Genomic DNA, 26,785 nt, shown 5'->3' on the forward strand with positions numbered 1-26,785 from the left:
CCACCCCAGAATGACGGGGGCGTCCTCGCAGGGAGTAAATCCATGGATGTCTTCTTCCATTTCGGCGACATATTCGATTGATTTAGTAGAATGCGGATGCCCTGACTGGTAGGCCCTCCACGAAGCAAGCAAATGCCGGAAACATTCCGTTGATTCATTAGCTTGCCCTGTCTAGCTCGGACGAAACACCTGTTGCGATGTTGTCCTGCGAGTCTGCTGAGCCTCAGGCCCTCCGGAAGTCGCTCGAGGTGAGGACCTCCGTCGTGTCAGCAGCGGCAGGGCCGCCGACGGCCTTACAGGCCGCCGACGGCCTTTCAGTACGCGCAGCGGGTCGCGCACTCCGGATCCTTCCCGGTGGGGTTGTCGCGGCTCCGCCTCGCTCGACAGCACGGCGCCCCCCGCCGCTTGCTATCGACTCGGTAGGCCGTCCACGGGTCTCACCAAACGCAGTCTCCTGCGTCGTCGGAGGGATGAATTAACGAACAGGAATACGCGAAACGGCGCCGGATGATGTCAGAATCGCACCGCAGCAGCCAGAAAGGTAGGTCATCCTGGTGGCACGTCGGCAGCAGTCCGGACTCTGCGCCAATGTCACTGGAGATCCCCACCGTAGCCCGCAACGGAACGGTTAGCTCGGTGAGCCGCGGTCATCGAAAAAGGGGGGCCGCGTGGTCCGTTGTGTTCAGTACCGGGTCTTGTCATCGTCTGCGCTCTCCCTAGGGGTGCGATTTCATACTCTCCCTAAGCTAGGCGTCCCGCCCGGGGTTTGCCAGGTTCCGTTGCCAATAACGGACATCAGCAACGCGATATTTCGCGGTCCAGACATATGGGCGAGAGACGGCGAGCGGTAGTCAACCTCAGATCAAGGGTCTTTACCCGATCGAAGCATTGCAGCTGTGCGCCCACCAGTCCGCGCAAGCAGGTTGGAGCAATCTCACGACCGGCGGCGTGAATGGCGGCCGCGACGCCGAACATCGGCAGCCAACTCGGCTCGGCGATCGCTGACATGGCCTCCCCGTAGCGTGAGAACGTGATCTATCGTCACGCCCTGGATGACAGTCTGTTGCGCGCCCGGCCATAGACTTGGCAGAACAGCCGCTCCGCGCTGATTGGGGCATCGGAGCGCTGCGGCGGGCTGACATCAACGGCAAGCACGATCCGACCGTCCGCAGCCTGGGGCAGCGGCAAGGACGCCAGCGTCCGACGGATCCGCTCCGGTTCCACCCGGCCATGGTTCAGCGCGTCATACATCGCGCCGTGCCCGCGCCGATGCTCGGCCGCCAGGGTTAGGTCGACCAGCGTCCTCATCGGCCCATCGGCACACAACACCGCATTGGTCAGCTTGAACAGCACATCAGCCCGCGCGGTCAAACTCCCGGAGCGTGCGGGGGGCCGACACCGTCGGGCGTGAGTGCCGCGGCTACGACGCGGGCAAGAAAATCAACGGCCGGAAGCGGTTCATCGTCACCAACACCCTCGGCCTGCTGCTGGTCGTGGTGGTCGTGGCTGCATCGCTGCAAGACCGCGACGGCACCAAACCCGCCCTCGACCCACGACCCCGCTGCTCGTCGTCACCATCGGCGGGATCGGGGGCGCCCTGCAACGGCTGCCGTCGTGGGTGTTACGTGGTGAGCTGGGCCTTGCTGCGCAGCCAGCGGCGCAGCAGCTCCTTTCGGACCTTGCCGGTCTCGTTGTGGGGCAGCTCGGGCACGACCTCGACACGGCTGGGCTGGTACCACTGCGTCATGCCGCGCTCGTCGAGATAGGTGCGGATGTCGTCGAGCGTCGGCGGGGTGGTACGGGAGGTGATCACCGCGCAGACGAGTTCGCCGCCGTTGCCGTCGGGGTAGCCGACGATGGCGACTTCGTCGACGCCGGGATGGGTGAGTACGGCGGCCTCGACGTCGGCGACGGGGATCATGAACGAGCCGCCGATCCGGTCGGTGGCCCGGCCGAGGATCCGGATGCCGCCGCGGCCGTCCGGGACGGCGAGGTCGCCCATGTCGTACCAGCCGTCGTCGTGGTCGGTGACGACGACGACTTCCCCGGTGTCGCGCCCGACCGTGGCCAGGCACACCTGGCAGCCGCGCAGGTACACGCGACCGGGCGAGTCGGCGGTAATCGTGCCGTCCCCGCGCAAGTCGATCTCGACGCCCGGTCCAGGCCGGCCCACGCTCCGCGCCGCCCAGTCCGGTGGATCGTCAGGCCGCGTCACCGTGCCGCCCGCCTCGGTCGACCCCCACGCGGCGTGCAGAGTCAGGGCGAACATCTCGGAGATGTCCGCGACGAGGGGGGCAAGGATCGCGGTGCCCGCAGCGCCCCCGGTGCGCAGCGCGGGCAGCGGCCGGGGTCGCTGCCGCAGCTCGGCCACGAGCTCCGCCCATGCCGCCGGTGCCCCCCACAGCGTGGTCGTGCCCGTCTCGGCCAGCAGTTCGATTGCTCGCGCGGGCTCCCAGACGTCCATGAACACCGCGGTGCCACCGACGAGGAGTGGGATGAGGTTGGCGTGGATGATCCCGCCCGCATGGCACACCGGGGACGACGTGGCGAACGTGTCGTGCGGGCCATGGTCGAAGATGTCGGCGTAGTTGGCGACCGCTGCGTGCACGCTGTTCAGGGTGTGCAGGGCGGCCTTGGGCTCACCGCTGGTGCCCGAGGTGAACAGCACCAGGCCGATCCGGTCCGGGTCCGGTGTGAGACGGTTCAGGGCGTCGGCATGGGCGCGTTCCCACGGGGGCCGCTCGAACTCGCAGAAGTTGATCTCGTCCTCGGCAGCGCCGTCGCCGAGGATGACGCGGTGCCGCAGATCCGGCAGGCGCGGAGCCAGCTTGGCGAGCGCTGCGGCGTGGGCGAATCCGGCCCATCGGTCGATAGTGACGCATACCGCCGCCCCGAGGCGGTGCAGCACGCGTTCCAGCTCGTGCGGGCGGATGGTCGTCATGATCGGAGCGACGACCGCTCCGATCCGGGCGCATGCCAGCACCAGCGCGTTGACCTGCCACCGGTTGGGCAGCTGGAGCGCCACGACACGGCCCGGACGGACGCCCAGCTCGTACAGGGCACCGGCGAAGCGGTCCACGTAGTCCGCGTACTCCCGGTAGGTCAGCCGCTCAACGCCCGAGCCCGCCCGGTGGGCGACGATGGCGAGCGAATCCGGGGTTTCCTGCCGCCAGCGAGCCAGATCATCCAGTGGCGTTTCCGCCCGCCACGCGCCGAGCGCGCGGAAGCGCTCGATGTCCGAACGGGACGGACGCAGCCCCAGCGCCCTCCGGAAGTCCATTCCACCGGCCGTGTCAATTGCGACGGCTCCTGCCACGACCTCAAACTAGCGTGGCGAACCGGTCGGGCGTGCGACTCTGGGAAGTCTTGGTCACAATGCGTCGGGAATGTGGAATGTGATTACGGTCACGAATGCGGGCGTTCCACCACCACCGGTTCGAACGCCTCCCGGTACGGCTCGTGCACAGTGACGTCGAACCCCCGGCCTGCGAGCAGCTGCTCGGCATCTGAGCACGTGCACAGACCGCTCGCCTCTTATCCCCCGCGATCCTGGCCGGCACTTGGCGGGACCGGACGGTGTCATCCATGACGGAGCGGGGCCGGTCAAGTAGCTGCTCGGGATGGGTGGTGTCCGTTTTTCGGGTGGTTCCGGCGGTGGTTGGACAGGCGTGCGTGCGGCGTGTTTGAGAAGATCAACTAGGGCGTGTCCTGGATGGGTCATGACCTGCGGTCGGTGATCATGTTCGGGTGGTGGGGAGTGGGGAGCTGACCGACAAGGCGTGGGCGCGGATCGAGCCGTTGCTACCTCCGGTCGCGGGTCGAGGGCGGCGGTGGCGTGATCACCGGCAGGTGATCAACGCGATCCTGTGGAAGCTGCGGACGGGCGCCCCGTGGCGCGACCTGCCCGAGCGCTACGGACCCTGGAAGACTGCCCATGAGCGGCTGCGGATCTGGACCGCGGACGGCACCTGGGAACGCATCCTCGACCACGTCGTGGTCAAGGACGACTCGGTCGGCAACGTGGAGTGGAGCATCAGCATCGACTCCAGCAACGTCCGGGCTCACCAGCATTCGGCTGGGGCCCGGAAAAAGGGGGCTGCACCACCGAGTGGGTCGAAGCGCTCGCCGTCGACGGGGAAGCCCTCGGCCGCTCCCGAGGCGGACTGACCAGCAAGATTCACCTGGCAGTCGACGGCCGCGGCCTCCCGATGTCGATCATCCTCACTCCGGGGCAGGCCGGTGACAATCCCCAACTGTTGCCGCTACTGGACCACATTTCGGTGCGCCGCGACGGACCCGGCCCACCGCGGAAACGACCCGAGCGGGTCCTGGCCGACAAGGACTACTCCCACCCCTCGACCCGCGCGGCGCTGCGACACCGCGGGATCGCGTTCACCAGCCCGGAGTGGACCGACCAGATCGCACGCCGCCACGCAAAGGGCTCCCGCGGCGGTCGCCCACCCACCTTCGACCCCAACATTTACGCCGACCGCAACGTGGTCGAGCGCTGCTTCAACCGGCTCAAGCAGTTCCGCGCACTCGCCACCCGCTACGCCAAACGCGCCGCCTACTACCGCACAGAGATCATCATCGCCGCAATCGTGTTGTGGCTGCGCACAGGCTTACAGGACACGGCCTAGCTAGCCCCTGAGCAGATCGGGCGCACCGGCCGGTCGGTGGACTAACGGGCCGATCTGTATGCGTTGGGCGCGACGCTTACGAGCTGGCAACGGGCGATCCGCCATTCGGTTCCGGCGACCCGTTGCGCCTCACACACGATCACCTGCCTCGCCTGCCGGTGCCGCCCGCCCAGGTGAACCCGGCTATACCGAGGCCGTTGTCCGAGATCGTCATGCGACTGCTGGAGAAGGAACCCGACCACCGCTACCAGACCGCGGAAGGTCTGGCCCATGACCTGGAACTGGTGCGCGAGGCTCAGGCACATCCGGCGGCCGCTCCGGCGCGCATCGGCGAGCACGACGTTTCGCTGCGACTGCTGTAGCCATCGCGGCTGGTAGGGCGCGACGGCAAGATGGCTGCGCTGGACGCGGCGTTCGAGGACTCGCTGACAGGTGGCTACCAGGGAGTGCTGGTCAGCGGGGCACACGGACTGGGCAAGACCGCGCTGGTCGATCAGCTTCGACCGGTGGTGACGGGCAGGGACGGCTGGTTTCGTGGTCGGCAAGTTCGAGCAGTACCGGCGGGATTTGGAGTGCAGTGCGGGTTTCCACGCGTTTCGGGCGTTGGGCCGGCTGCTCTTGGCAGAGCCGGAGGACGAGCTCAGCGAGGTCCGCGGACTGATCGTCGAGGCGGTCGGAGCGAACGCGGGTCTGTTGAGCGCGGTGGTGCCGGAGTTCGCCGCGCTGTTGGGGGTGGCGCCCGATGCGGGGGATCCGGTGACCGCGCAGGTTCGCATGCAGCGCGCGGCTGTGCAGGTGCTGCGGGCGGTTGCGTCGCGGAAACGGCCGGTCGTGGTGTTCGTCGACGATCTTCAGTGGGGCAGGCGTACCCGGCTGGGCTTCGTCGATCTCGTGCTGAGCGAGGACCCGATCGAGGGCCTACTGCTGGTGGGGGCCCACCGGGAGACCGACGTGGACGCGGCACATCGGCTGGCCATGCTGCTGCCCCGGGGGCGCGAGCAGGCCGGCGTGCGGTGGCTGGCGCTCGACAACCTGCCGGTGCCGAGCCTCGTCACCATGGTCGCCGAGATGCTGCACGTGGACCGGGCCACGGCGGCGGGCCTGGTCGAGGTGATCAATGATCGCACGGCCGGCAACCCGTACGAGACGGTGGAGCTGCTTAACGCGCTGCGACACGAGGGCGTGCTGAAGGCGACGGGCGCCGGCTGGCGGTGGGACGACGCGGCCGCGCGGGCAAGCCTGGGCGAGCCCGAGGTGGCCGAGCTACTGGCGGCGCGGGTCGCGGCGATACCGCCGACCTCCCGCGCGCTGGTCGAGGCGATGGCGTGCCTGGGCGGACGGGTCGAGGCAAGCCTGCTGCCGACAGCCACAGCCGCATCGGCGGGCCAGGTGGAGCTGCAGCTGGCGCCGGCCCTCGCCGAGGGCGTCCTGGTGGTGGAGACCGGGCTTCGCGACCCGTGCGGTTTCGCCACGACCGCACCCGTGAGGCCATCCTGAACGGGCTGGACCCTCAGCGGCAACGCACGCTGCAGCTGACCATGGCCCGGCGCCTGGCCGAGATGCCGCAGCTGTTCGCGGTCGCGGCCGAGCAGTACCTCCCGGTGATCGACGCCGTCACCGACGCGGCTGAGCGACAGCTTGCGGTGAGGCTGCTACGCCGTGCCGCCGATCAGGCGGCGTTGGTCGGGGAATACGCCTCGGTGAACGGGCTGCTGGTTGCCGCGGCTGATCGAGCCGGAAGAGACCGCCGCGCTGGTGGAGGTGCACACCGGCCGCCACGCAGCCTTGTACGGCCTGGGGCGCCTCGAGGAGGCGGACGAGGAGTACCGCACGATCGAGGGGCTGTGTCCCGACGCGATCCGACGTGCCGAGGCGACGGCGGTGCAGGTGCGCAGCCTGACCCATCGAAAACGCTTCAGGGAAGCGATCGATCTCGGCCTGGAGTCGCTGCGCGAGTGCGGCATAACGGTCCCGGGTCAGGACCGGCTCGACCAGGAGCTGGCCCAGCGGTTCGAGTATCTGTTTCGGTGGCTGGACACCGACGCCGCGATCTGGCTGGGCCGGAGATTACCGACCGGCTCCTCTCTTCTTGGAAGCGCTCGACCGCCAGGGTCCTGAGATGGCAGAGCGTGTCTCGGCAGCGGCGCTCGCGGCCATTCCGGCCTCTCGACCTCAGAGCGTGTTTGAGAAGATCAACTCGCGGGTGTGAAGGTGCGCGCTGCTGACGGGTTGCGGGGCCGCCGCGAGCGATCCGGCGGGTCATGGTGGCGATCGCGGCCCAGCGGATCATCGCCTCCGATACCGCAGGATCGCGCTCGTAGCCCCGTGCTAACCGGCGATACGCGGTCAACCAGGCCAAAGTGCGCTCGACCGCCCACCGGCGCGGGATCACCGCGAACCCGCGCTGGCCGCCGGGCTTGCGCACGACGCGGATCGTGGTGCGCAGGAAGTGGGCGGCCCACTGCAGCAGCCGGCCGGCGAACGCGCTGTCGGCGAACACGAACCGGACCGGTGAGGCGAGGTATGCCTGCAGCAGGACCGGCTTGGCGCCGTCACGATCCGGAATGCTCGCCGCGCAGACCACGACGGTGATCAACAGACCGAGGGTGTCGGTCACGATGAACCGCTTGCGCCCGTTGATCCGCTTCCCGGCGTCATAGCCGCGGGGGTCGGCGCCGACGGTGTCCGCACCCTTGACCGTCTGGGAGTCGACCAGCCCCGCGCTGGGCTCGGCGTTACGGCCTTCCTGGACCCGCAGCTGTTCGCGGACCGCAGCCAGGATCTTCTCGGTGACCTTCGCGTCTTCCCAGCGGACGAAATACCAGTACACCGTCTGCCAGGGCGGGAAGTCGCGGGGCAGTTGCCGCCACGAACAGCCCGGGCGCACGACGTAGAGGATCGCGTCCACGATTGCCCGACGCGGGTGCTTCTCCCGGCGGCCACCGGTCTTGACCGGCGGTAACAGCGGCTCGACCAGCTCCCACTGCTGATCGGTCAGGTCCGATGGGTAGCCCTTGCGCCGTGCCATCGGTTCACGGTGGACCGATCCACCGTGATGATCACGCAGACACGCCGGACCATCTCAAACACGCTCTCAGAGAGGATTTCCAGAGCTTCACGAGCCTTGACCAAAAGGAGCCTCGTCCGGCACGCGGCCGGGACGCGGAAGAGCTCGACTCCTCACACACCGACCGAGCGCGCTACCTGGCCCGAGCGGGTTCGTGGCGGACCGTCAGCCGCGAGCTGTGGGTCTGGCTCACCACGAGAAGCCCAGTCGCGAGATGTCCACTGGACCTTCGTTTCCCCAGATCGTCCATGGCCTTGGCAGCTCCTCCAGGCTCTCCTCGAATCCGGCCACTTCCATGCGCGAGCACTGTCGGCGGCCGCAGCGGCAAGTTCGCCACGTTGCGCCACCCCCAGCGTCACCGCCCGCGCGCCGAGCCCTGACAGCAACATCCAGGCGTCGAGAAATGTCGCCTGGTATGGGTGGTCCTGCACCGTCACGGTTGCAGACGATCTCCGCGAGGGCGCCACCGCGAGGCTCAGGCTCCCGCTCCGGCCGGCGACGGTCGCTGCGGCTGCAGGACGAAGTCGTACTCGACGGTGAAGAACGGCTCCGCGGACTCGCCGCCGTTCGGCGTCGGCCCCGGCTCGTTCTCGACAAAGCTCACCACGAGCTCCTTCTTCACGCCGTACACGACGTCGTTGTCCAGGTGTGGCGTCCCCTCCCGGAACAGGTGGGTGATCACCCGTTCGTAGCCGGGCGCCTCGATGAGGAAGTGAACGTGTGCGGGCCGGAAGGTACTCATGTTGGTGAGGTTGACCAGCTCCCTCACCGGGCCGTCGTCCGGAATCCCGTACCCGAACGGGACGATGGTTCGCACGCAGTAGCTGCCGTCCTCGCGGCTGGTGTACTTCGCCCGCAACCGCGCCTCGTCAACACTCAGCTGCGATTCGTAGAGGCCGTCGGAGTCAGCCTGCCACACGTCGAGCACGGCCCCACCGACCGGCTTTCCATCGATATCTCGAACGACGCCGTGGATGTACAACGGAGCACCCGGGATGCCCTCGGACATGTCGGCGCCGTACTCCGCGTCCGGTGAGCGATCGAGGTGGAACGGGCCCAGCACGGTGGCGGGAGTCGCGGCCGGATCCCATTTGTTGCTCATCTGCACGACGAGCATCGACAGGCCCAGCACGTCGGAGGCGAGGATGAACTCCTCGCGCTTCTCGTCACTGATCTTGCCGGTCCGAACCAGCCACTTGATGGCGGCCGCCCACTCCGCCTCGGCGAGCTGGACCTCACGCGCGAACGCGTGCAGGTGGCGCACCAGCGCGGTCAGCAGCTCGGCGGCGCGCGGGTCGTCTCCCGAACCCCAGCGGGGCAGGGCGATCTCGGTGATGTTCTCCTCGGTGATGTACGGCATCCTCAATTTCCCTTCATTTCGGCGCGCGGGACTGCAGCTATATCCGACATGGCGCGCATCTTTCTGCAGCGGCATCCCGCGGCAGGTACTTCATTCCACTGTCCGGAGCGATCACGAGATGCTCCGGCACTCAGCTGTGGCGGTCATCGGCGGAGATCCCCCTCGAGCGCGACGTTCGCGAGCTCCTCTGCGGGCGAACCAGACGCCTTCGTGATGCTTGCAGTAACGATCGGCTCGCGCACAGCTGGGACCACGGTCGGGGCCCGCTGCGTGGCAGTGCAGCGACAATCTGACAAGTCCGAGGCGGCCGCCGAATGCCTCCTCATAGAGGGCGTCGAATGTCGCCTTGAAGCTGTCGACGATCACGTGTGGGTGATTGCCTTGCAGCGCCCACTGGCCAGGCCGATTCAAGGAGAGACCCCCACTAATTGCATCCCATTACAGTCCGAGGCTGGCGACAGCCGTCCCACTGGCTGGCCCGCTCGCGTAGATCCGCTGCAGTCACTTTGTGCGAACTGCCTCACAGGACGAAGTTGGCCCGTACCGCGGAAGAACCGAGCTCGGCGACACCACCAGCGCCGAGCAGGGTCAGCACGGTCAGCATTTCCGCACGAAGCAACTGATGCACCCGACGCACGCCGGATTCGCCGCCAGCCGCCAACCCGTAGGCCGCAAGTCGCCCGATCACCACCACATTCGCGCCCAGCGCCAGGGCCGTCACGATGTCGCTGCCTCTCCGAATACCACTGTCCAAGGCAACCTCGACCCGCCCCGCAACAGCCGATACCACCTCGGGCAACTGGTCGAGCGCCGCCGGTACACCATCGAGCTGTCGACCGCCGTGGTTGGAGACCAGCACGGCGTCGGCCCCGGCCGCGACCGCAGCGCGCGCATCCGCGCCGGTAATCACGCCCTTTGCGATCCAGGGCAGCGACGTCTCGTTCATCAGATCGCCGAGCTGGACCCAGCTCCAGACCACACCGGAGTGCGCGAAGAGCTGCCCGAACACATCCTCCGGACGGTTCGGCCCGTCGGACGGATAGTTGCCAGAAATCATCGTGGTTATATCCGATCCGAATCGATCTTGCAGGTCGCGTTCCCGCCATCCGGCGGTGGGACAATCAACCGTGATGCAGACGGCGTGATATCCGGCCTTTTCGATCCGGTGTAGCATCGTCACGAAGTTCTCCGGGCTGCCCATGGGGTGCAACTGCGCAATGCGAGCCGCGTCAGGTGCGGCCTCGGCAACGGCTTCGAACGAGTAGGTTCCCGCCTCGGGCACGATGCTCGCGACCGCCTCAGCGGCATTCGCCCGAGCCACCGCGCACTGCCCCTGAGGGTGGAACAGACCATCCGCGCCGAACGGCGAGGTGAGCACCGGCATCGCCAACGGTATGCCCAAGAAGCTGGTCGACAAATCCGGCATCCCCCGACCGCTCATCACCTGCGGAACGAAGTTCCAACGACGGAACGCCTCCTGGTTCTCCCGCAGACTGCGCTCCTCACCGGCCCCACCCTCCAGAAAATCCAGCACATCTGCCGGCAGGGCGCACCGCGCAGCTTCGATGACCTCAGACAACGCCGCGCAGGAGCCTGGAGTGCTCCAAGATGGCAGTCGCATATCAGTAGAAGACGGATCCAACATTTCTTCCTTCGATTTTGACAGGGTGGTCATGTCGGGACTGTAGTGCGGTGCAGAATTTGGACACGCGCCAGGCAGCACGCCGTCCACGAGCCGGCGCACAAGTTGCCCAGTGAACGACTATTCGATCTTCCTTCGATAGTGTCTTCGCCTCAGACTGTTTCGCGATGCCGCCATTGCCGGCTACGTCCGCTGGCACAACGTCCGCGTTCAGTCGAAGAATGGCTTCGTGCTCGCCTCCCACCATTCCGAGCCTGGACCTGTTACCCGGTCAAGGCTGAATCACAAGCCACTAGACCGATCAATTTCCGTGACTGCCTTCTCGACGTCATGCGCGTACAGCCACTCGTTGTGGCGGAGCGGATTCGCCGCCGCGAAGCTCGCGTCCCGCGCGCGCTGCTCCGGCCCGTCGGGCAGGTGGTTGACGTCCTTGCGGCCGTTGCTGCGCAGCTGCACGGATGTCGCTCGCTCGATGCGGGCGTCTTGGTAGGCCCGCAGCCCCTCGGCAAGGCCAGCGTCACGGTCCGCCAGGCAGAGCGCGAGCGCCGCGGCGTCCTCGATCGTCTGAGCTGCGCCCTGTCCGAGGAACGGGAGCATGGGATGCGCCGCATCGCCGAGCAGCGCGATCGAGCCCTCCACCCACATCGGCAGCGGTTCGCGGTTGAACAGTGCCCATCGGCCGACGCTCGGTGCTTCGGCGATGATGCTGCCGAGGCGCGGATCCCACTGCGTAAACTCGGACCTCAGGTCCTCGATACGGCCCTCGGCACTCCATGATTCGACCAGCCACTCCGTTTCCGGCACGATGGCGACGAGGTTGACCAGCGCTCCACCGGAGATCGGGTAGTGGATGACGTGGCGCCCCGGGCCCAGCCAGAGCGTGTGTACCGGCTGGCGCGCGAACTCGGGCGCCTTGTCGGCCGGCACCAAGCAGCGGTACGCGCATAGTCGGGTGAACTCCGGCTCGGTCGCCGTCGTCACGGCAGAAGCCACGACGGAATGAATGCCGTCGGCACCGATCACCACGGCCGCGGTGGTCGAGGTGCCATCGTCGAACCTGACGTCTACGGTGTCGCCCCGCTGTTCGATTCCCGTACAGCGCTTGCCCAGCACGACGGTTTCCGGGTCGATCGCTGCCAGTAACGCCGCGAGCAGGTCCGCGCGGTGTGCCACCAAATAGTCCTCGCCGTAGAGTTCGCGGCACTGCGTTCCCAGCTCCTGCGAGAACAGCACCGTGCCGTCGCTCCAGCGCCGGAACTCCCAGGCGGCCTGCAGCGGAACCGCCATCCGCTCCAGGACGGGGAGCACCCCGAGCCTGCGGATCAGCCTGACGGCGTTGGGCGAGACGACCAACCCGGCGCCGACCGCCCCGAACTCTCGTGCCTGCTCGTAAACGCGTACGCGACGCCCGACGCGTCGGAGGAATGCGGCCGCGGCGATCCCGCCGATGCCACCTCCGATCACAACGATGTCGGCGCCTTCTCTCGGAGCCTCGTACAAGTGAACCTCCCTTAACGTTCCCGCGTGTATCGCCGGGATCGACGCGTTGACCTTTTGTCAACCACCCGGCCAGTCAGCACGCACAGCGGATCGCGCGCTCCCGCTCCTTTCCGGTGAAGTTGTCGCGTGCTCGGCCTCGTTCGACGGCACGGTGCCCCGCAGCTCGTCATCGGCCCGGTAGACGCCACGAGTCCTCCCAGGCACGGTTGCCCTCGTCTTCACACGAGACGGATCAGCGAGCTGGGATACGCGAAACGGCGTCTAGCGGACGATTCGGACTCACATTTCAGCGCCCCGTGAAGTAGGTCGTCCTGGTGGCACACCGGCAGCTGTCCGGAGTAACACCATTGGTCACCAAGAGATCGCTGCCGCCCGCAACGAAACGATCGGCTCGGCCAGCTGCGGTCGCCGAAAAACTGACGGCATGACCCGTTGTTCCAGCACCAGTAGTGATCATTTTCCTGTGCTCTCCATAGGAACGGTCGAAAGCATGCTTCCCCAAGTTAGGTGCACGGCCAGGGCCTTGCCAGGTTCAGCTGCCTATAATGGACATCACCGATGCAATACCTCGCAGCCCGGACATGGCAGCGACTCGGCGGGGGGTGGTCAACCGTCGGATCCGGCCGCCATTGCTCTGGCCCGTTGCCGGATCAACGTCCGCCACGGTTCTTCCGCAATCGCCGGCCCAACATCCCGAGCACGTTGCGGCGGCCTGACACGAGAATTGGGCTGCCGCGTCTCCCGCTAGCCCCGGCTCTAACGGGTGACCGGGACTGCGGACGGGGATGGTGTGGTGGGTGAACGCGGTCGACGCCGACGGCGGACACCGAGACGGTGCCGGCCTGGCCGAGGTCACCGGGCTGCTCCCCGCCCGTGTCCTGGACGACTCGGCCGGAACCCGGGTGATCGTGCGCCGGGAACGTTCACTTCCCGGCGCCCAGCTGGATCTGATCGAAACCCGAGGCGGGTAGCTACACGGCGTTCGCCACCGACACCCGCGCCGGCAACTGGCCTGGCTCGACGCACAACATCGCGGGTACACTGGGGTCGAGGTCGGCATCCGCTGCGACAAGGACACCGGCCTGGATCACTTCCATCGCGGACGTTCGCGATCATGGCTGGGCGGTCATGCTCGCCGTTGACGTACTGATATGGCCCAGCGGCTACTCCTCGACGGACCTCTCGCCAACGCCGAGCCGAACACCCTGCGCTACCGTTTGCGCCGCGTGGCTGCCCGTCTCACCCGCGGCCAGCGACGGGTCTGGGCGCGCATCCAGCAGTCCTGACCCTGGCCCCACGAGCCGGCCCCGGCGTTCGTACGGTTGCATACACTGCCGATCCCGACTGGCTGAACCCGTGAAGCGCCCTGTGCAGCTGACGGGGGTCACTTCAATGTGCACCACGCCGGCGTGCGGCAGTCCGTGTGAGTCGTCAGTGGAAGACCGCGATAGGAGGGCATCGTCTGGCCGTAGCTCTGGGGGTCGTCGGGGGTTCCGGTCGCGACGACGGCGGCGATGTGGTGGTCGAAGTGCTGGCCGTCTTCGGCGAAGTCCTCAGAGGGGTGGCGGAGTCTGGGCGGGCGGGCGAGCTCAGCACACGTGCGGCGGTCCCCAACCCCTTGTCGGTCATTCATCGTCGGTGGCGAGCACGACGTCGAACGTGGTGCACACTAGGTCCACGAAGGCAGCGGCAGCCGCCGTGAGGTGCCTGTCGGACGAGGCGATAAGGGAAACTCCCCACTGCGGCAGGCCGGACACCGTCCGCCAGGTCAGCCCACGCGATCGGATCATTGATTTGGGCATGATGGCGACGCCGAATCCGGCGCGGACGAGTTCGGCGCAGGTCAGGATGTCAGCCACCTCGACCACGATCCTCCGCTGTATCCCGGCGTTCCGGAAGGCCTGATCCGACAGCGTCCGCGCACCCCAGCCCTCCGGGAATTCGACGAAGGCCTCGTCGCTGAGATCGGCGAGTTCAAGCCTGCGGGGCAGGCGGCGACTGGTCGGCACGACGAGCACGAAGGGTTCGGTTGCCAGTTCGGCCACGCGCAGCCCGCGTGCGGAAGCTTCGGGCTGCCAGGCAAACGCCAGGTCGAGCTCACCGTGCCGGACGTGTTCAGCGAGAGCGACAGAGCCGCCGTGGGCAGGCTGGGGTTCGATGACGACCCCCGGGTGTGCCTGGTGGAACGCCGCGAACATCCGGCCGGCGTCGATCAGGGCGAGCGACTGCATGATGCCGATCCGAAGCCGCCCCCGGACCACGCCGCGCACCGCGTCCACCTCCTCCCTGACGGTTGCAACCTCGCGCAGGACACGTCGGGCCGCCGGCAGCAGTGCCTCGCCCGCCGCGGCCAGCCGCACACCGCGGCTCGTCCGGTCGAACAACGTTGCTTCCAGGTCCTTCTCCAGATTCCGGATCGACACTGACAGCGCGGACTGCACGAGGTTCAGCCGCGCCGCAGCCCTGGTGAAGCTCGATTCTTCTGCGAGGGCGACGAAGTGTTCGAGATGACGTAGCTCCACGGGTATTCCTTGAGTAGATGGCTTCGATCAAAAGTCTTCGTTGGACAGCATAGCTCCGGTGCATGACAGTAGAAGGGCTGGTGCAACACCCATGCTGAGGAGATGTGGCAACGGACGAAACCGACGACAGCGTGTCCAGCGACTGCTGCGTCTCACGATCACGAGGGGTGTCAACGGGCACGGGCACCGCTCACCGACCAGCGAATCCTGCCGCAGGCATCACCCTCACCGGGGCCGACGGACAGCCCGCTGATCCGTCCGTTGTGCCGGGCTCGTCAACGACGAACCGAATAGCGCGAGTCGCGGAATACGCTGTTGATTTCCACCGGAACGACAACCGCCCGACAGCTCGGCTAGTTCTCCGAACGGGACAAACGCCGCCCGCGCAGTACTCACCCCACCCCCCATGTAATCAGCCGTGATGTCAACGACTGAACACCACATGTGAACAATGCCAATAGAAGGAGCGTGACTGAAGATGAATGGGCTCGCAGCGAAGATCGGAGCAACCTTCTACGTGATCTGGGGCCTCGTGCACATCAATGCCGCATACGCCCTGTTGACACTCGGGCAATCGATCGATCCGAGCATGGTCCAGGCCCGCATCTTCCAGGACGCCTGGAACATCTTGGTCGGCGCTGTCGCCGTGATCATCGTCGGTATCGCCATGAACTGGCGCAACTCCAAGACCGGCTTCTGGATCAACCTGACCGTTGTGTCACTACTGGATATACCCTTCGTCCTCTTCGTCATCGCGCCCGGTTACGCGCCGTTATGGCCAGGACTCCAGGGCCCGATCGCCTGGGTGATCGCCGCAGTCTTCAGCACACTGGGACTGGCCGGCCACCCGGTCCGGCCCAAGAGCGCCCACGTGGCCGCAGGACATTCTCACTGACGCCGACAACGTGGGGTGTGGGGTGCGGCAACCAGTGAAGGCGCCGCACACACGTTTCACCGACAGCTTCAGCAGAACCTGGGTCACGTCTCAAGGTCGCCGACGGCCTCACCGTGTCACAGCGGCTGGACGCCGCAGCTCTGCGCGCAGGCACGTCCACCTCATGACCTTCCACCCCCTCGATAGGAGGAGAATCCCGATGTCCGACGCATCCTCGAACCCGGCGTCCGAGCCGTCCATGCCGTGGCAGGACCTCGTCACCTACTCCGAGACGCACGACCTGCTCGCCAAACGGCTCTACGTCGTGTTCTCCGAGCCGACGAACGGCCTGCGTCCGGTCCTGGAGAACCTCGACCCGCACGTCGCGCACCAGACCGAGCTGGAGAAGAACGGGATCATGTTCGGTGCCGGCCCGTTCGCCAGTGACGACGAGCAGCAGTGGAACGGCGAGGGCATGTTCATCTACCGGGCCGGCTCCCTCAAGGAGGCGCGCAAGATCGCAGAGTCCGACCCCATGCACAGCAGCGGGGCTCGCAGCTTCCGGATCCGGTCCTGGCTGCTGAACGAGGGCACCTACTCCTTCCGGCTCTACTACTCGGGCGGCAAGCCGGAGATCGTCTGAGCGGACCGGGCAGCCGCGCGGCTTCGGATCGACGCCGCCGCGCGGCTGCCCGTCCTCCAGCTCCGGCGCAGGGAGGGCAGCCGGCGCGGGACGGGGCGGCCTCGACACCCCCGCGGGCCTGGTCGCACTCGGTCCTCGGCCCCCGTCCACCTGCGCCGGAGGCCAAGCCCACGTCCCGCCGCCGTCGGCCCCGCTCGTCCGACAGTGCCAACGATCGTCCGACGTGCACTCCCGGAGCGTCTCATCACCTGCTGACAGCGCAGCTCGCGATTGCGACTACCGATGAAGGCGAGTGTCGGTGTCCGTTCGTGACGTGATCGATCGGGCTCCGCTGGGCCGGTTCCAGGTCCCGCTCATCGCGGTCTCCGCGTGCTGAACATGCGACGGCTTCGACCTCCTCGTGATGTCGTTCGCCGCATCCGGCCTGGCCACAGAGTGGGGGCCGAACGGCGCCCAGGTCGGGCTGCTGCTCAGCGCCGGCCTGCCCGCGTGGCGCGGGGTTCGGCGTTGCTCGCTCCGCTCGCCGACCATATCGGTCGCCGGCCGCCGAGCATCGGTTGCCCGGTCGGGTGCACCGTCGGCATGGCTCTGGCCGCGATCGTGACGAGCCACGTCGGCCTCGGCCTGGCTCGTCTCCGCACCGGGTTCGGGATCGGCGGCCTGGTGTCGAGCCCGCCCGTGCTCCTCTCCGAAGTTCTCCCCGAAGCGCCGGCGCGGGACCGTCATCGCTCCGCGTGCTCGTTCGTCGGCACCGGCCTCGCCTTCGTAACGATGAGCATCGTGCTGGGCGACCTCGGCTGGCCCCTTGGCGTCGCCGCCATGATCGGCGTCGTGCTCAACGCCAGCGCCGCAGGCCTCTTCGCACTGGCACCGGACCACTACCCGACGTCGGTACGGAGCACTCGGGGTCATTGTCTCGCCAATCTTCATGGGACTTGCTGGCTCGACCATGGGCGCCACCGCGGTCTTCGTCCTGTTCACCGCCCCCACGGTCCTGGCGCGGCCGCGCCGGTGCTGCGGGCTCGGACGCGTACGGGGCTCGACCGGTTCGCCTCCGGGGTCGTCGTCGTCACCGCGGTGGGGAGCGACGGTCCCTTGGCTTTACCTGTCAGAACTTCGCCAGCGTCTCGCACGACCCGCCGCTGGTGACCTCCGCGCCCGCGCGGACCTCGTCGACCTGGGCGCGTACGACGACCGCGACCCCCTGCCGAAACGGATTGCAAGCCACAGAGCCTGACGGACACGAGCGTCCATCGCGCACATACCCTTGAATGGCGATCAGCCGATCGGTGCTCCCACCGAGGTACGGAGTACTTGTCCACTCACACTGCGAGGAGACTCTCATGTCCACCACACCGTTCGAACTGTCTGGCGCCAGCGCTCACCCGGTTACGCACATCGTGCTTCTTCGTGTACGCGAGGATGTGGCCGCCAGTGAGGTCGAACGCGTCTTGAAAGAGGTCGGGGCCCTCCAGTCAAAGATTCCTGGAATTCTCTCGTACTTGTGGGGGCCGTACTCGTCGCCCGAAGGCCTTGGCCGCGGATACACGCACGGTTTCTGCATGACTTTCGTCAGCGAAGCGGCGCGTGACGCATACATGCCGCATCCCGAGCATCAGAGGGCCGGGCGTTTGGTGTCTTCAATCGTCGAGACCGGTTCGATGGACGGGGTGCTTGCGTTCGACTTCACGTCGTAGCACCCCCATCATCCCCTGCTAGGGGCCGATTGCTCGGGTTGGGGCGACGCGGGTGCGCCGGATGCCCGCCCGGTAAGGGCACTCGCCTCCGCTGCGCTCCGCACGCCAGGCTGCTGGCCGCCTGTGGCTTCGCCGGCCTGGGCAACTTCGCCCAGGTGATCACCGATACGACGAGCGCTGAGAACCGGAGCCTGTCGTTGCGCAGCCTCGACTGATCCACAGGCGGCGGCCGTACGCCCGATGATTCGCGCCTGACCGGCGAAGGCCACGCTGTCGGAGGGTGGCCGTGTGGCTGCACCTGCGCCTACGCGACCGGCGCGGCGGTGCACGGCAGGATCAGGCAAGAAGCGGAAAGGATCGTGCTTTTGCCGGAGGTATCGGCGTGGTTGCCTTCAAGTGTCACGTTTTTGGCCGTCCGGAGCTGCCGTCGTCCGCCCCAGAGTTTCGGATGGACCAGCGGTACGGGCGTCGTCTTCCTCGCCGCGAATCCTCACCGTGACTAGATCTGGCCACGCCCCACGCGACGAGAACCCCCGGTGCTCCCTCGGCCGGGGGTTCTCTGCTGTCTCGGGCTACTCGCGTCTCGGCGACCGCTGGCGGTGTCGCCGCTCGTTCGTCCCCGGGGGGGGGCTTGCGATCTTCGCGGTCTGGGCGATCCCGCTCCCGCGCCCGGGCAAGATGACGGATCAGGAGCGGCGGTACGCACGCCGCCAGCCGGCCGGCGTCGTCCCGTACAACCGCCGGAACGCCCGTTCGAACGTACTGAGGTCGCGAAACCCGACGGCAGCCGCGACGCTCGATATAGTGAGACGGTCGCACCTCGGGTCGGACAGCATCGCCTGGGCCGCGAGCAGCCGCTGCTCGCGAAGGTAGGCCCCCGGTGTGGTCCCGATTCGTTCGAACATGGTGTACGCATGGCGGATAGACACGTGGTGCCGCCGCGCCAGCTCCTCGACCCGCAGGTCCGGGTCGCCCAAGTGTTCGCGGACGTGGGTCCGCATCATCTCGAGCAACACCCCCTCGGGACCGTCCCCGCCCGGCACGGAGGGGGTGACATCGCGCAGCGCCATGGTGAGCAGATCGATCGCGGCGTGCCCGGCGTCCTGCCGCTGCGGCGCGGTGAGATTGTTGGCAACCTCGAACAGCTGGCCGAGGTAGCCGGAGAGCATCTGCATGGCCGGCACCGCCGGGTCCACGCTGCGTGCACAGGCCTCGGTGATCTCGGCGGTGCGGAGCGGAAGCAGCTCGCGGGAGAAGCGCAAGCTCATGCGCCGAGTATTGGTCGCCGAGACCCGCTCATAGCGGCTACGCGCCTCGGCCAGAACTCCGATACCGGGCGCCAGCTCGGCGACGCGGTCGTGCTGGCGGACGCGGCCCCGGCCAGCCATGTATACGCAGAAGACCACGAGGTTGTTGGCTGACGCTCTCGCTGCCATCCGATCGGTCCGGACGACCGACAGCGGTCCTCCCCAATGCGCGTGAGCGAGTGTCAGGTTCTCGCCCAGCTCGTGGAACGCCACTCGCCCGCGGCAGTCGGGACCCGTCCGGGCGATCACCGGAATACAGAACTCACCGGCGACGTGTTCCAACTCCTCACGGGAGAACTCGTGACTCTTCACCGTCCCGATGGTAGCTTCGGCCATCAGCCCATTGGGAGGCCGTACTGGGCGTGCTTTTAGCACCGGGACGGCTACCGTCGTGACGAGCAGGGCCAGGCCGCAGACGGACGGCGCAGGAGCGGCCGGAGTACGGACGGGCGACCTCCAGGGGTGGTGCCACGCCGCGACTGACTCCGCTCCCGCCAAACGTACGAGGACCCCCGACCGGGAGTGGTCGGGGGTCCTCTGCCGTTAAGGCGCTGCCGCGCCCGTGACCAAAAGCCGTGACCCCATAGACGGTGACCCCATGGACCGTGATGCAACTGCAGCTCCGGCGCATCCTCGGGCACATGCGGCTGAGACAGTCCCGGAGCATGTGAGTCGCGTACTCACTAGGCAGAAGGCAGACGCCCCTTCACTGACCGCTTCTGAACACTCGGCTCTGGGGCCTTAGCACCCAACTCGCTCTGTATGAGAAGAGTGATCTTGTTGGACGCATCGACGACCTCCTGCTCGGCAGCCTGGTCCGCAGGGTCGGCCTCGTCGTACTCCTGAAGTGCAGCTATGAGTCCGGAGGCCGCGTCGAGCACCTCGCGCGGCATCACGAGCGTTACGCGCATCAACGCGTCCAATAGCCCGCGACCGCGGGCCCGTTCACGCAGGAGTGGCCTGGCGGGTGCGTGGCGCAGCTTCAAGACCACCGCAGGCGCTGTGCGGGGCGGGCATCTGATCCTGTACTCGGCAACAAGCCCCGAGGGGAGCGGCGCGTACCTCGGCTACCAGGACGCCTCGACCGACTCCTTCATCAACGTCAGCGAAGACGGAACCTGAATCTGGAAGGCCCGTTCTCGGCATTCAGCGCGCCCGCCGGGCAAAGCTCCATGTTCATCGGGTTCGGGCAGTTGCCAGCGGCGTTCTCCGAGATAGTTGTCAACTACGGATTGACCATGGCTGACCAGCGCGGAACCCGGCAGCGGCCGCGATGCCCGACATCCCGCGATGCGCGTGCCTCGGGTCGGATAGCATCACCTGTGCCGTGTGCAGCCGCTGCTTGAGAAGGTATGCGCCAGGCGTGATCCCGATCCGTGCGAACAGGCTGTACGCGTGGCGAACCGATACAGGGTGCCGCCGCGCGAGCTCCACGACGCAAGTGCGGCTCGGCCAGGTGTTCGCGCACGTGAGTCTGCATCGTGTCGATGCAGTACCCGTTACCTTCTTGATCAAGCCCGGGTGAGGGCTTGCAGGCCGCCGGTCGCGGTATGACTCGTTGCCCCTGTCGCTTGCATGATCTGGAGGGTGTTGCCGCCGCGACCGGAGGGCGCCAACGACCGCTGATATAGACCTGACCCGCTCGTGGTCTGCTCGTAACGTGGCTGCCGGCGCGGGTGCTCGTGGTCGGCCTGCCGCGACGAGGAGGAAGCGGCGGATACCTGATCCTGATCACCACCCGAGTGGGTTTGCGGTGTTCTGCGGGCTGGATGTCGGCAAGTCCGAGCACCACGCCTGCGCGGTTGATGCCTCGGGGAAGCGGCTGCATGACAAGCCGCTGCCCACGACGAATCCGCGCTGCGCACCGTGCTGACCGGCCTATGATGGTTGTCGATCAGCCCGCGTCGATCGGTGCGCTCGCGGTCGCGGTCGCCCGCGATCTCGAGATCACGGTGGCCTATCTGCCCGGGCTGGCGATGCGTCGGATCGCTGACCTGCACCCCGGCCAGTCCAAGACCGATGCCCGCGACGCGCGTCATCGCCGAAGCCGCCCGCACGATGCCGCACACGCTGCGCCGGGTCGGCACCGACGACGAGACCCTCACCGAACTCAGCGTGTTGGCCGGCTACGACGACGATCTCGCCGGGCAATCGACCAGGCTCACGAACCGGCTGCGCGACGCCCTGCTCCACGTCCACCCGGCACTGGAACGCCTGCTCGGTGCCCCTCTCGACCGCGGCGGGGTCCTCAATCTGCTCACCGCCGCGTCGAACATCCGGCAGGGTGGGCCCGCGCAGGCGCGTGACATGCAGGCCGCAGCCGAGAAGGCTGGCAACATTCCGGGGATCCTGCGGCCGATCTGGGCTATGACTGGGCATGTGCTCCTCGCCGCGGCCACGGAGTTGGCCAACGGGCGCCGGCTTCCGATTGAGGTGCGGCGTGCCGCGCTGCACAGATGGTCTGGGCGATCGAAGAGGCCGCGCTATGGCGATAGCTCGAGGTGCTCGGGCCCCGGTGGAAGCCCCGGGGCCTGAGATGGTCAGCGTTGGACGTCGAGCCCGCCGCGTGAGGTGGCGGCGGCCTGACCGTGCCGTACCGGGTGTACCGCCGTGACGAGCGGGGGCCGGGACGCGTGCACGTCCCGGCCCCACCCCCCTCGGGCCAGGGATCAAACATCGACGCGGCCCCCAACCCCGTTCGCGTCTGCTTGTCCCATTGGCTGTGCATACAGTTGACCAACCAGGACCTTCGATGTGTACGGCCATTCCTGCTCGGCACCATGCGTTTCCTGCAGCACGGTCACGGGAGCAGTCCGGAGCGAAGGTGCTCACGCCGCCAACCGGCCAGCGTCGTCCCGTCCTGCCGCCGGAACGTCCGTTCGAACGTCCTGAGGTCGCGGAACCCGACGGCCGTCGCGATGTCCGACATCCTGCGCCAGCCGTGCCTCGGGTCGGACAACACGGCCTGTGCCGCGAGCAGCCGCTGCTCGCGCAGGTACGCACCCGGCGTGGTTCCGATCCGTTCGAACAGGATGTACGCGTGGCGGACCGATACATGGTGCCGCCGCGCCAGCTCCTCGACCCGCAGGTCCGGGTCGGGCAGGTGTTCGCGGTCGTGCGTCCGCATCATGTCGAGCAGTACGTCCTCGGGGCCGGCCCCGTACGGCACGAAGGGGGTGACGTCCCGCAGCACCATCGCGAGCAGATCGATAGAGGCCCGCCCGCATGGCGTCGTCCGACCGGGCCGATGCTGGCGAGCAGGACTGCGGCACCGCCTGCGCGGACGGGGGACGGCAGCCCCGATGGCACCTTCGAAAGCGTACCGGCCCGGCCGGTCACGCGTGGCAGGTCGACGACACCGACCGCACCGGAGCGCTCGGTCGCGCTGGCGTCGCCCCCGCGGGGGCGCGTTCGTGCTGGAGACGCCGCTGCCCTACCTCGAACTCGAGCGAGGCCTCGAGGACGCCGACCGTTCGCGTCCGCATCCGACGCGGATGCCCCTGGCGGCCGACGCCGGCTACTGGGCCACCGGCAGTTCGCTGCAACGGACCACGGCTATCACGAGCTGCTCACCTGGATGCGCAAGCACGGCCAGCGCGCCGCTATCGGAGTCGAGAGCACCGGCTCCTTCGGAGCGGCGCTGACCCGGACCCTGACCGCCGCTGGAGAACGAGTAATCGAGGTCAACCGCCCGAATCGACTGGCCAGACACATGGACGGCAAGTCCGACCGACTCGGCTCCGAACAGATCGCCCGCGCCGTCCTCGGGCGCACCTGCACCGCAGTGGCGAAGGCCAAGTCCGGGCTGGTCGAGGTCATCCGCACGCTGCGGGTCACCCGAGCCAGCGCGGTCAAGGCGCGGACTCAGGCGTTCAACACGCGCTGGGGCATCATGATCGGCACCCTGTCACCGCTGCGTGACGAGTAGGTCGTGCTGAGCAAGCGCACCCTGGTGAACCGGTGCCTACGGTTGCGCCCCGAGACCGAAGACCTGCTTCCGCTGGCCGATGATTCCCACCGGCTGCTGACTAGACCTCACTACGCGCTCGCGCATGACGCTGGAAGGCACGCGGTGACGAGGTCAAGGCGTTGACCGGCAGATCGAGGCGCTGGTGCGCGCTGCAGCTCCAGTCCTGGTCGAGCTGCATGGAGTCGGGGTGGAACCCGGCACTGGGCGCGAACCGGCAACTGCCCTTCACCCGTGAAGCAACGTCGGACCCGACCGCAACCGAGGCGACGTGAACAAGGAGGCGACACCGATGATGAGGACGATCGCTGTCGAGGAGGCATTCAGTCTCCCGCAGTTGGCCACTCGGGTGGCCCCGTGGGGCGGCAAGTCCGTGCTGCGGCCCGACCGGGCCGCCGAGTGGGCAAGGCGACTGCCCGATTTCGACGAGCTCCGGCTGGCCGAGATGGACGCGCATGGCGTTGACGTCGCGGTGCTGTCGCTGACAGCACCCGGGATCCAGGTCCAGCCCGACACCGCCGTGGCCGTGACCGACGCCGCGATCGCCAACGACGCCCTGGCCGAGATCGTGGCCAGGCAACCAGACCGCTATGCGGGCCTGGCCGCGCTGCCGCTGCAGAACCCGGACGCCGCGGCGGACGAGCTGGACGGGCGGTCCGCACGCTGGGGTTCAACGGTGCCCTGGTGAACGGCCCGACGCTCGGGCAGTACTTGGACGAACCCCGGTTCCGAGGGGTGTGGGCGGCGTTGGAGGACCTCGGTGTCCCGCTCTACCTGTACCCGACGTCCGCGCCGGCCGGGGAGTGGCACGTCCTCGGCGGGCGACCCGAGCTGGCCGGGCCGTCGTTCAGCTGGGCCGCCGAGACCGGAGCCCATGCCATGCGGATCATCTACGGCGGTGTGTCCGACGACCATCCAGGCCTCACGCTCGTCCTCGGACACATGGGCGAGTTCCTGCCGTTCCAGCTTTCCCGTCTGGACGCCCGGCACGCTGACATCAGTCCTCTCCGCTCGCTCGCCAAGCTGCCGTCGGAGTACATACGGCAGAACGTGATGATCACGACGAGCGGCGTGTGTTCGCATGCGTCGTTACTGGGTGCTGTGCTGGAGATGGGCGCCGACCGGGTGGTGTTCGCTGTCGACTACCCCTACGAGTCGACCGCCGACGCTGTCCGGTTCCTCCGATCGGCCCCGTTCACCGAAACCGACCTAGCTCGAATCGCGCACCGCAACGCCGAGCGTGTGTTCAAGCTCGACCCGGTTCCCACCAACCGACGGACCTCCACGCGAGGAGGATCGTGACAGCGGTCACGTTCGGCCCGGCTACGTCGCAGACCCCCGACCGCCGGACAACGTCGTAGGGAATCTGCTCCTCGTGCTCGACGCGCTGCTTCCGTCGAATGGTGCCGGGGGTCACAGCTCCATGCTTGACGTCACTGTCAAGTTTACAACCTCGCATACTTTGACCGCATCGTCAAACAAGGCTGGCTCTCGTCGGTGGTCGAAAACGACAATCCGATGAAATCAGGGACGCCGGCTGAAATACCGCACCAAAACGGCCACAGCGCTTGCCCATCCGCTCATCGATCGCCGCCAGCCGATCGGTGATCGGAAGGAGCCGAGCTCGCCTACCACGACCAGATTGCGCCACTCCTGCGTGACGGTGTGTTCTTCGCCCACCCGGGAAGCCCGTGGCAGCGCGAGACACGGGACACTGTGAGTGTGGGTGGCCCGGTTTGTTGATCGACCGGGCTGGCGTCGGCAACTCGAGGTGACTTCCGGGGCGCACAGCTCGACCTGCGTCCGCGGTCACCCCCACACCCACACGTCGCCTCGAGAACGACGAGTCGCGGTCACCGACACCGCGCTGGCGGGCTACATCGCCAAATACGGCACCAAGCACCGGCATCACCAACGGTGCCGACCGCCCCATCCGCGACATCACCCACATCGAACACCTCGATCTCACCCATCGCCGGCCCATGATCGAACCGCGTGGGAGCTCGGCGGCCTGTGGTCGTCGCGGACGTCCATTCCATCCGAAGTGCGGCGGTTCCGGAGCAGCAGAAGAAGCTCGCCGCAGAGCGCACGAACCTCGGTGTCCGCGACGGCGGAAGCCGGCCCATGACCGAACGTCGGCTCGTCCGGCCCGAGCCCGGTCACCGGCGGTAGCCGGTCTCGGTTCCCGAGCGCGAGCATGCACAGAGTCTGAGTCCAAGCCCTTGGTCATGCTCCGCGGTCGGCAGCCCCGGTGGCGACTTCGGCGCTGAGCATCCAGGCCTGCTTCTCAAGGGCGTTGATCAGCGCGTGGAGCAGGTCGCTGGTGGAGGGATCTTCCTGATCGACGGCGGCGTGGACGGCGCGGAGCGTCGCGACGGTCGCGCGGATTCGGGCCGTGATCAGCCGTGCGACCTTCCGGGTGTCCTGCTCGCCGGGTGGAAAGGCCGGCAGGCTGGTGCCGGCAGCGACGGTGTCCGAGCGTCCGTCCGCGGGGAAGGCTAGAGCGCGCATCCGTTCGGCGATGGTGTCAGCACCGTCGCGGGCGATGATGACGATCTCGTCGAGTTGTTGCCGGGCCCGCGGCGAGGAGAATTATTGAAGATCACCTTCGTTACCCGTAGCAGCCGCTTCTTGCCGACGGGATTGACCAGTTCGATGAGGTCACCCTCATCCACGTCGCTGTTCGGGCGCAACGTGATCTTATCGTCGTCGCGGATCTGGGCCGAGTCGAACTCGACCCGCTCCTCGCCCTCGGGTGTCTCTCGGATGCGCACGACCTTCTCGGTGAAGAGGATCAAGGGTTCGTCCTGGCTCGTGTCGTCAAAGGGGAACAACACCATCGTGGCAGAGCAGTCGCCGAACCCCGCAGTGCCATCGCCGACCACGAGCACGGCCACCAGGCGCCCGCCTGGGAAACCGCCGTGCACGTGACGCTCTGCCCGACGAGCGCTCGGTCGTCCGCTGCGGTGCAGACGCTCGGAAGATAAGCGGTCCAGGACGGAGCGCCGGGACGCTCGCTTGCCTGCCGCGCAGACCGGGAACCAACTGCGTGATCGGCCGCCGCGGAACCGGCTGAGCAGGCCGTCCATGATCGCCGTGAGGTGTCGGGGAAGACGCGCTAGCGGTCGAGCTGAGCAGTGTCGCGACCTCTCGACGGCTCGGTGACGCGGTGCGGCCGCTTGGTCCCGGCTGGGTCGAACTGGAGCTGGCCAGCGCGGCCCGGCTATCGCGGCCGGGTTCACACCGGCCTCGCTCGAACGTAAGCGCATCGCACCGGAACGCCCCCGTTCCGGCTCTGCCCCTACAGGGACAAGAAGCATCGCTTCTTGCATATCTCGCTGCTGCTCCCAACCACGGACCTGCCCATCCGTCTCCGCGCTCGAAGCCGTTGACCCGATTCAGATCTTTTCGGCGCGCCGCCACCTGGCCCTGGAACACCAGTACTGCTGGCGAGTGGTCACGACAGCGACCACGGCCCCTGCCAGCAGCGGTGCGCTTCGAAGGAGCTCTGTAAGCGGGGTCGGGACAGACAGCATGTCGCGAGCGCGGGTCCCGCTGGGAGTGGT

At 67.5% G+C, this 26,785-nt stretch carries 21 protein-coding genes and 4 pseudogenes; 14 read left to right on the forward strand and 11 right to left on the reverse strand.

What is annotated here, in order from left to right; genetic code table 11:
* Positions 1-1,041: 1,041 nt before the first annotated feature.
* Positions 1,042-1,371, reverse strand: a complete 330-nt coding sequence (locus HF577_RS00745; protein ID WP_246265124.1) for a transposase — start codon at positions 1,369-1,371, stop codon at positions 1,042-1,044.
* Between the two features lie 5 nt (positions 1,372-1,376).
* Between HF577_RS00745 and HF577_RS37825 the strand changes: the two are divergent.
* Positions 1,377-1,541 (forward strand): annotated as a pseudogene (locus HF577_RS37825) (transposase); the annotation flags it as partial.
* Between the two features lie 80 nt (positions 1,542-1,621).
* On the opposite strand, the gene HF577_RS00755 reads toward HF577_RS37825, so the two are convergent.
* On the reverse strand, positions 1,622-3,316 hold the full coding sequence (locus HF577_RS00755; protein WP_169393721.1) for an AMP-binding protein: 1,695 nt from the start codon (positions 3,314-3,316) through the stop codon (positions 1,622-1,624).
* A gap of 431 nt (positions 3,317-3,747) precedes the next feature.
* Here HF577_RS00755 and HF577_RS00760 point away from each other — a divergent pair.
* The 4 genes and pseudogenes from HF577_RS00760 to HF577_RS37255 all read left to right on the forward strand — a co-directional run bounded on the left by HF577_RS00760 (position 3,748) and on the right by HF577_RS37255 (position 6,137).
* Positions 3,748-4,640, forward strand: a protein-coding gene (locus HF577_RS00760; RefSeq protein ID WP_407692176.1) for an IS5 family transposase whose coding sequence is annotated in 2 segments (ribosomal slippage) — positions 3,748-4,129 and positions 4,129-4,640 — 894 coding nt in all. Because the reading frame shifts where the segments join, the coding sequence is not laid out codon by codon here.
* A gap of 197 nt (positions 4,641-4,837) precedes the next feature.
* Complete coding sequence (locus HF577_RS00765; protein ID WP_169393722.1) at positions 4,838-5,002, forward strand: hypothetical protein; 165 nt, start codon at positions 4,838-4,840, stop codon at positions 5,000-5,002.
* Positions 5,003-5,011: 9 nt separating this feature from the next.
* A pseudogene (locus tag HF577_RS40040) lies at positions 5,012-5,161 on the forward strand (ATP-binding protein); the annotation flags it as partial.
* 13 nt (positions 5,162-5,174) lie between these two features.
* On the forward strand, positions 5,175-6,137 hold the full coding sequence (locus HF577_RS37255) for an ATP-binding protein (RefSeq protein ID WP_211173591.1): 963 nt from the start codon (positions 5,175-5,177) through the stop codon (positions 6,135-6,137).
* 418 nt (positions 6,138-6,555) lie between these two features.
* Here HF577_RS37255 and HF577_RS00775 read toward each other — a convergent pair whose 3' ends face one another.
* The 4 genes from HF577_RS00775 to HF577_RS00790 form a co-directional block, all read right to left on the reverse strand.
* Entirely contained in the window at positions 6,556-7,668 is a 1,113-nt protein-coding gene (locus tag HF577_RS00775) for an IS5 family transposase (protein WP_211173592.1), read from the reverse strand.
* Between the two features lie 514 nt (positions 7,669-8,182).
* On the reverse strand, positions 8,183-9,142 hold the full coding sequence (locus HF577_RS00780) for a dioxygenase family protein (RefSeq protein WP_246265125.1): 960 nt from the start codon (positions 9,140-9,142) through the stop codon (positions 8,183-8,185).
* Positions 9,143-9,587: 445 nt separating this feature from the next.
* Complete coding sequence (locus HF577_RS00785; protein WP_169393723.1) at positions 9,588-10,742, reverse strand: alpha-hydroxy acid oxidase; 1,155 nt, start codon at positions 10,740-10,742, stop codon at positions 9,588-9,590.
* Between the two features lie 249 nt (positions 10,743-10,991).
* Positions 10,992-12,209: an FAD-dependent monooxygenase gene (locus tag HF577_RS00790; RefSeq protein WP_169393724.1), complete on the reverse strand. Its 1,218-nt coding sequence runs from the start codon at positions 12,207-12,209 to the stop codon at positions 10,992-10,994.
* Positions 12,210-13,006: 797 nt separating this feature from the next.
* On the opposite strand from HF577_RS00790, the gene HF577_RS00795 reads away from it, so the two are divergent.
* The gene (locus tag HF577_RS00795) at positions 13,007-13,180 is read left to right on the forward strand and encodes a hypothetical protein (RefSeq protein ID WP_169393725.1); all 174 of its coding nucleotides are present in this window, start codon (positions 13,007-13,009) and stop codon (positions 13,178-13,180) included.
* A 654-nt stretch (positions 13,181-13,834) separates the two neighbouring features.
* Here HF577_RS00795 and HF577_RS00800 read toward each other — a convergent pair.
* Positions 13,835-14,731 carry a LysR family transcriptional regulator gene (locus tag HF577_RS00800; RefSeq protein WP_211173593.1) on the reverse strand — a complete coding sequence of 299 codons (897 nt, stop codon included), beginning with the start codon at positions 14,729-14,731 and terminating at the stop codon, positions 13,835-13,837.
* 478 nt (positions 14,732-15,209) lie between these two features.
* Between HF577_RS00800 and HF577_RS00805 the strand changes: the two genes are divergently transcribed.
* The 4 genes from HF577_RS00805 (at position 15,210) to HF577_RS00820 (ending at position 17,945) form a co-directional block, all read left to right on the forward strand.
* A complete protein-coding gene (locus tag HF577_RS00805) occupies positions 15,210-15,626 on the forward strand; it encodes a hypothetical protein (protein WP_169393726.1) in 417 nt (138 codons plus the stop codon).
* A gap of 199 nt (positions 15,627-15,825) precedes the next feature.
* Positions 15,826-16,248: a YciI family protein gene (locus tag HF577_RS00810; protein WP_169393727.1), complete on the forward strand. Its 423-nt coding sequence runs from the start codon at positions 15,826-15,828 to the stop codon at positions 16,246-16,248.
* Positions 16,249-16,830: 582 nt separating this feature from the next.
* Positions 16,831-17,397, forward strand: coding sequence for an MFS transporter (locus HF577_RS37260; RefSeq protein WP_211173594.1), 567 nt, complete (start codon positions 16,831-16,833; stop codon positions 17,395-17,397).
* A 194-nt stretch (positions 17,398-17,591) separates the two neighbouring features.
* Positions 17,592-17,945 (forward strand): Dabb family protein, encoded by a 354-nt coding sequence (locus HF577_RS00820; RefSeq protein ID WP_169393728.1) that lies wholly within the window; start codon positions 17,592-17,594, stop codon positions 17,943-17,945.
* A 686-nt stretch (positions 17,946-18,631) separates the two neighbouring features.
* Here HF577_RS00820 and HF577_RS00825 read toward each other — a convergent pair.
* Positions 18,632-19,564, reverse strand: coding sequence for a helix-turn-helix domain-containing protein (locus tag HF577_RS00825; protein ID WP_169393729.1), 933 nt, complete (start codon positions 19,562-19,564; stop codon positions 18,632-18,634).
* A gap of 543 nt (positions 19,565-20,107) precedes the next feature.
* Here HF577_RS00825 and HF577_RS00830 point away from each other — a divergent pair.
* Positions 20,108-20,374, forward strand: a complete 267-nt coding sequence (locus tag HF577_RS00830) for a hypothetical protein (RefSeq protein WP_169393730.1) — start codon at positions 20,108-20,110, stop codon at positions 20,372-20,374.
* A gap of 595 nt (positions 20,375-20,969) precedes the next feature.
* Positions 20,970-21,511 (forward strand): annotated as a pseudogene (locus HF577_RS00835) (IS110 family transposase); the annotation flags it as partial.
* 541 nt (positions 21,512-22,052) lie between these two features.
* On the opposite strand, the gene HF577_RS00840 reads toward HF577_RS00835, so the two are convergent.
* Positions 22,053-22,448: a helix-turn-helix transcriptional regulator gene (locus HF577_RS00840; protein ID WP_169393731.1), complete on the reverse strand. Its 396-nt coding sequence runs from the start codon at positions 22,446-22,448 to the stop codon at positions 22,053-22,055.
* A gap of 51 nt (positions 22,449-22,499) precedes the next feature.
* Here HF577_RS00840 and HF577_RS37265 point away from each other — a divergent pair, with 51 nt between their 5' ends.
* Together HF577_RS37265 and HF577_RS00850 are read left to right on the forward strand one after the other, a co-directional pair.
* Positions 22,500-23,180 carry an IS110 family transposase gene (locus HF577_RS37265; protein WP_211173596.1) on the forward strand — a complete coding sequence of 227 codons (681 nt, stop codon included), beginning with the start codon at positions 22,500-22,502 and terminating at the stop codon, positions 23,178-23,180.
* A gap of 484 nt (positions 23,181-23,664) precedes the next feature.
* Positions 23,665-24,521 (forward strand): annotated as a pseudogene (locus tag HF577_RS00850) (amidohydrolase family protein).
* A gap of 924 nt (positions 24,522-25,445) precedes the next feature.
* On the opposite strand, the gene HF577_RS00855 reads toward HF577_RS00850, so the two are convergent.
* The gene (locus HF577_RS00855) at positions 25,446-25,730 is read right to left on the reverse strand and encodes a ferritin-like domain-containing protein (RefSeq protein WP_246265130.1); all 285 of its coding nucleotides are present in this window, start codon (positions 25,728-25,730) and stop codon (positions 25,446-25,448) included.
* Positions 25,718-26,116 carry a hypothetical protein gene (locus HF577_RS00860; protein ID WP_169393732.1) on the reverse strand — a complete coding sequence of 133 codons (399 nt, stop codon included), beginning with the start codon at positions 26,114-26,116 and terminating at the stop codon, positions 25,718-25,720. Before HF577_RS00860 ends, HF577_RS00855 begins: the two co-directional genes overlap by 13 nt.
* Between the last annotated feature and the right edge of the window lie 669 nt (positions 26,117-26,785).

Source organism: Pseudonocardia xinjiangensis, from assembly GCF_012911925.1.
In the GTDB taxonomy this organism is placed as follows: domain Bacteria; phylum Actinomycetota; class Actinomycetes; order Mycobacteriales; family Pseudonocardiaceae; genus Pseudonocardia; species Pseudonocardia xinjiangensis.

Coding starts and splice junctions, on each gene's coding strand:
- HF577_RS00775 (WP_211173592.1), bottom strand. CDS start 7,668: ATGGCACGGCGCAAGGGCTACCCATCGGACCTGACCGATCAGCAGTGG.
- HF577_RS00780 (WP_246265125.1), bottom strand. CDS start 9,142: ATGCCGCTGCAGAAAGATGCGCGCCATGTCGGATATAGCTGCAGTCCC.
- HF577_RS00785 (WP_169393723.1), bottom strand. CDS start 10,742: ATGACCACCCTGTCAAAATCGAAGGAAGAAATGTTGGATCCGTCTTCT.
- HF577_RS00805 (WP_169393726.1), top strand. CDS start 15,210: ATGAATGGGCTCGCAGCGAAGATCGGAGCAACCTTCTACGTGATCTGG.
- HF577_RS00810 (WP_169393727.1), top strand. CDS start 15,826: ATGTCCGACGCATCCTCGAACCCGGCGTCCGAGCCGTCCATGCCGTGG.
- HF577_RS37260 (WP_211173594.1), top strand. CDS start 16,831: ATGGCTCTGGCCGCGATCGTGACGAGCCACGTCGGCCTCGGCCTGGCT.
- HF577_RS00820 (WP_169393728.1), top strand. CDS start 17,592: ATGTCCACCACACCGTTCGAACTGTCTGGCGCCAGCGCTCACCCGGTT.
- HF577_RS00830 (WP_169393730.1), top strand. CDS start 20,108: ATGAGTCCGGAGGCCGCGTCGAGCACCTCGCGCGGCATCACGAGCGTT.
- HF577_RS00840 (WP_169393731.1), bottom strand. CDS start 22,448: ATGGTGCTGCGGGACGTCACCCCCTTCGTGCCGTACGGGGCCGGCCCC.
- HF577_RS37265 (WP_211173596.1), top strand. CDS start 22,500: ATGCTGGCGAGCAGGACTGCGGCACCGCCTGCGCGGACGGGGGACGGC.
- HF577_RS00855 (WP_246265130.1), bottom strand. CDS start 25,730: ATGCGCGCTCTAGCCTTCCCCGCGGACGGACGCTCGGACACCGTCGCT.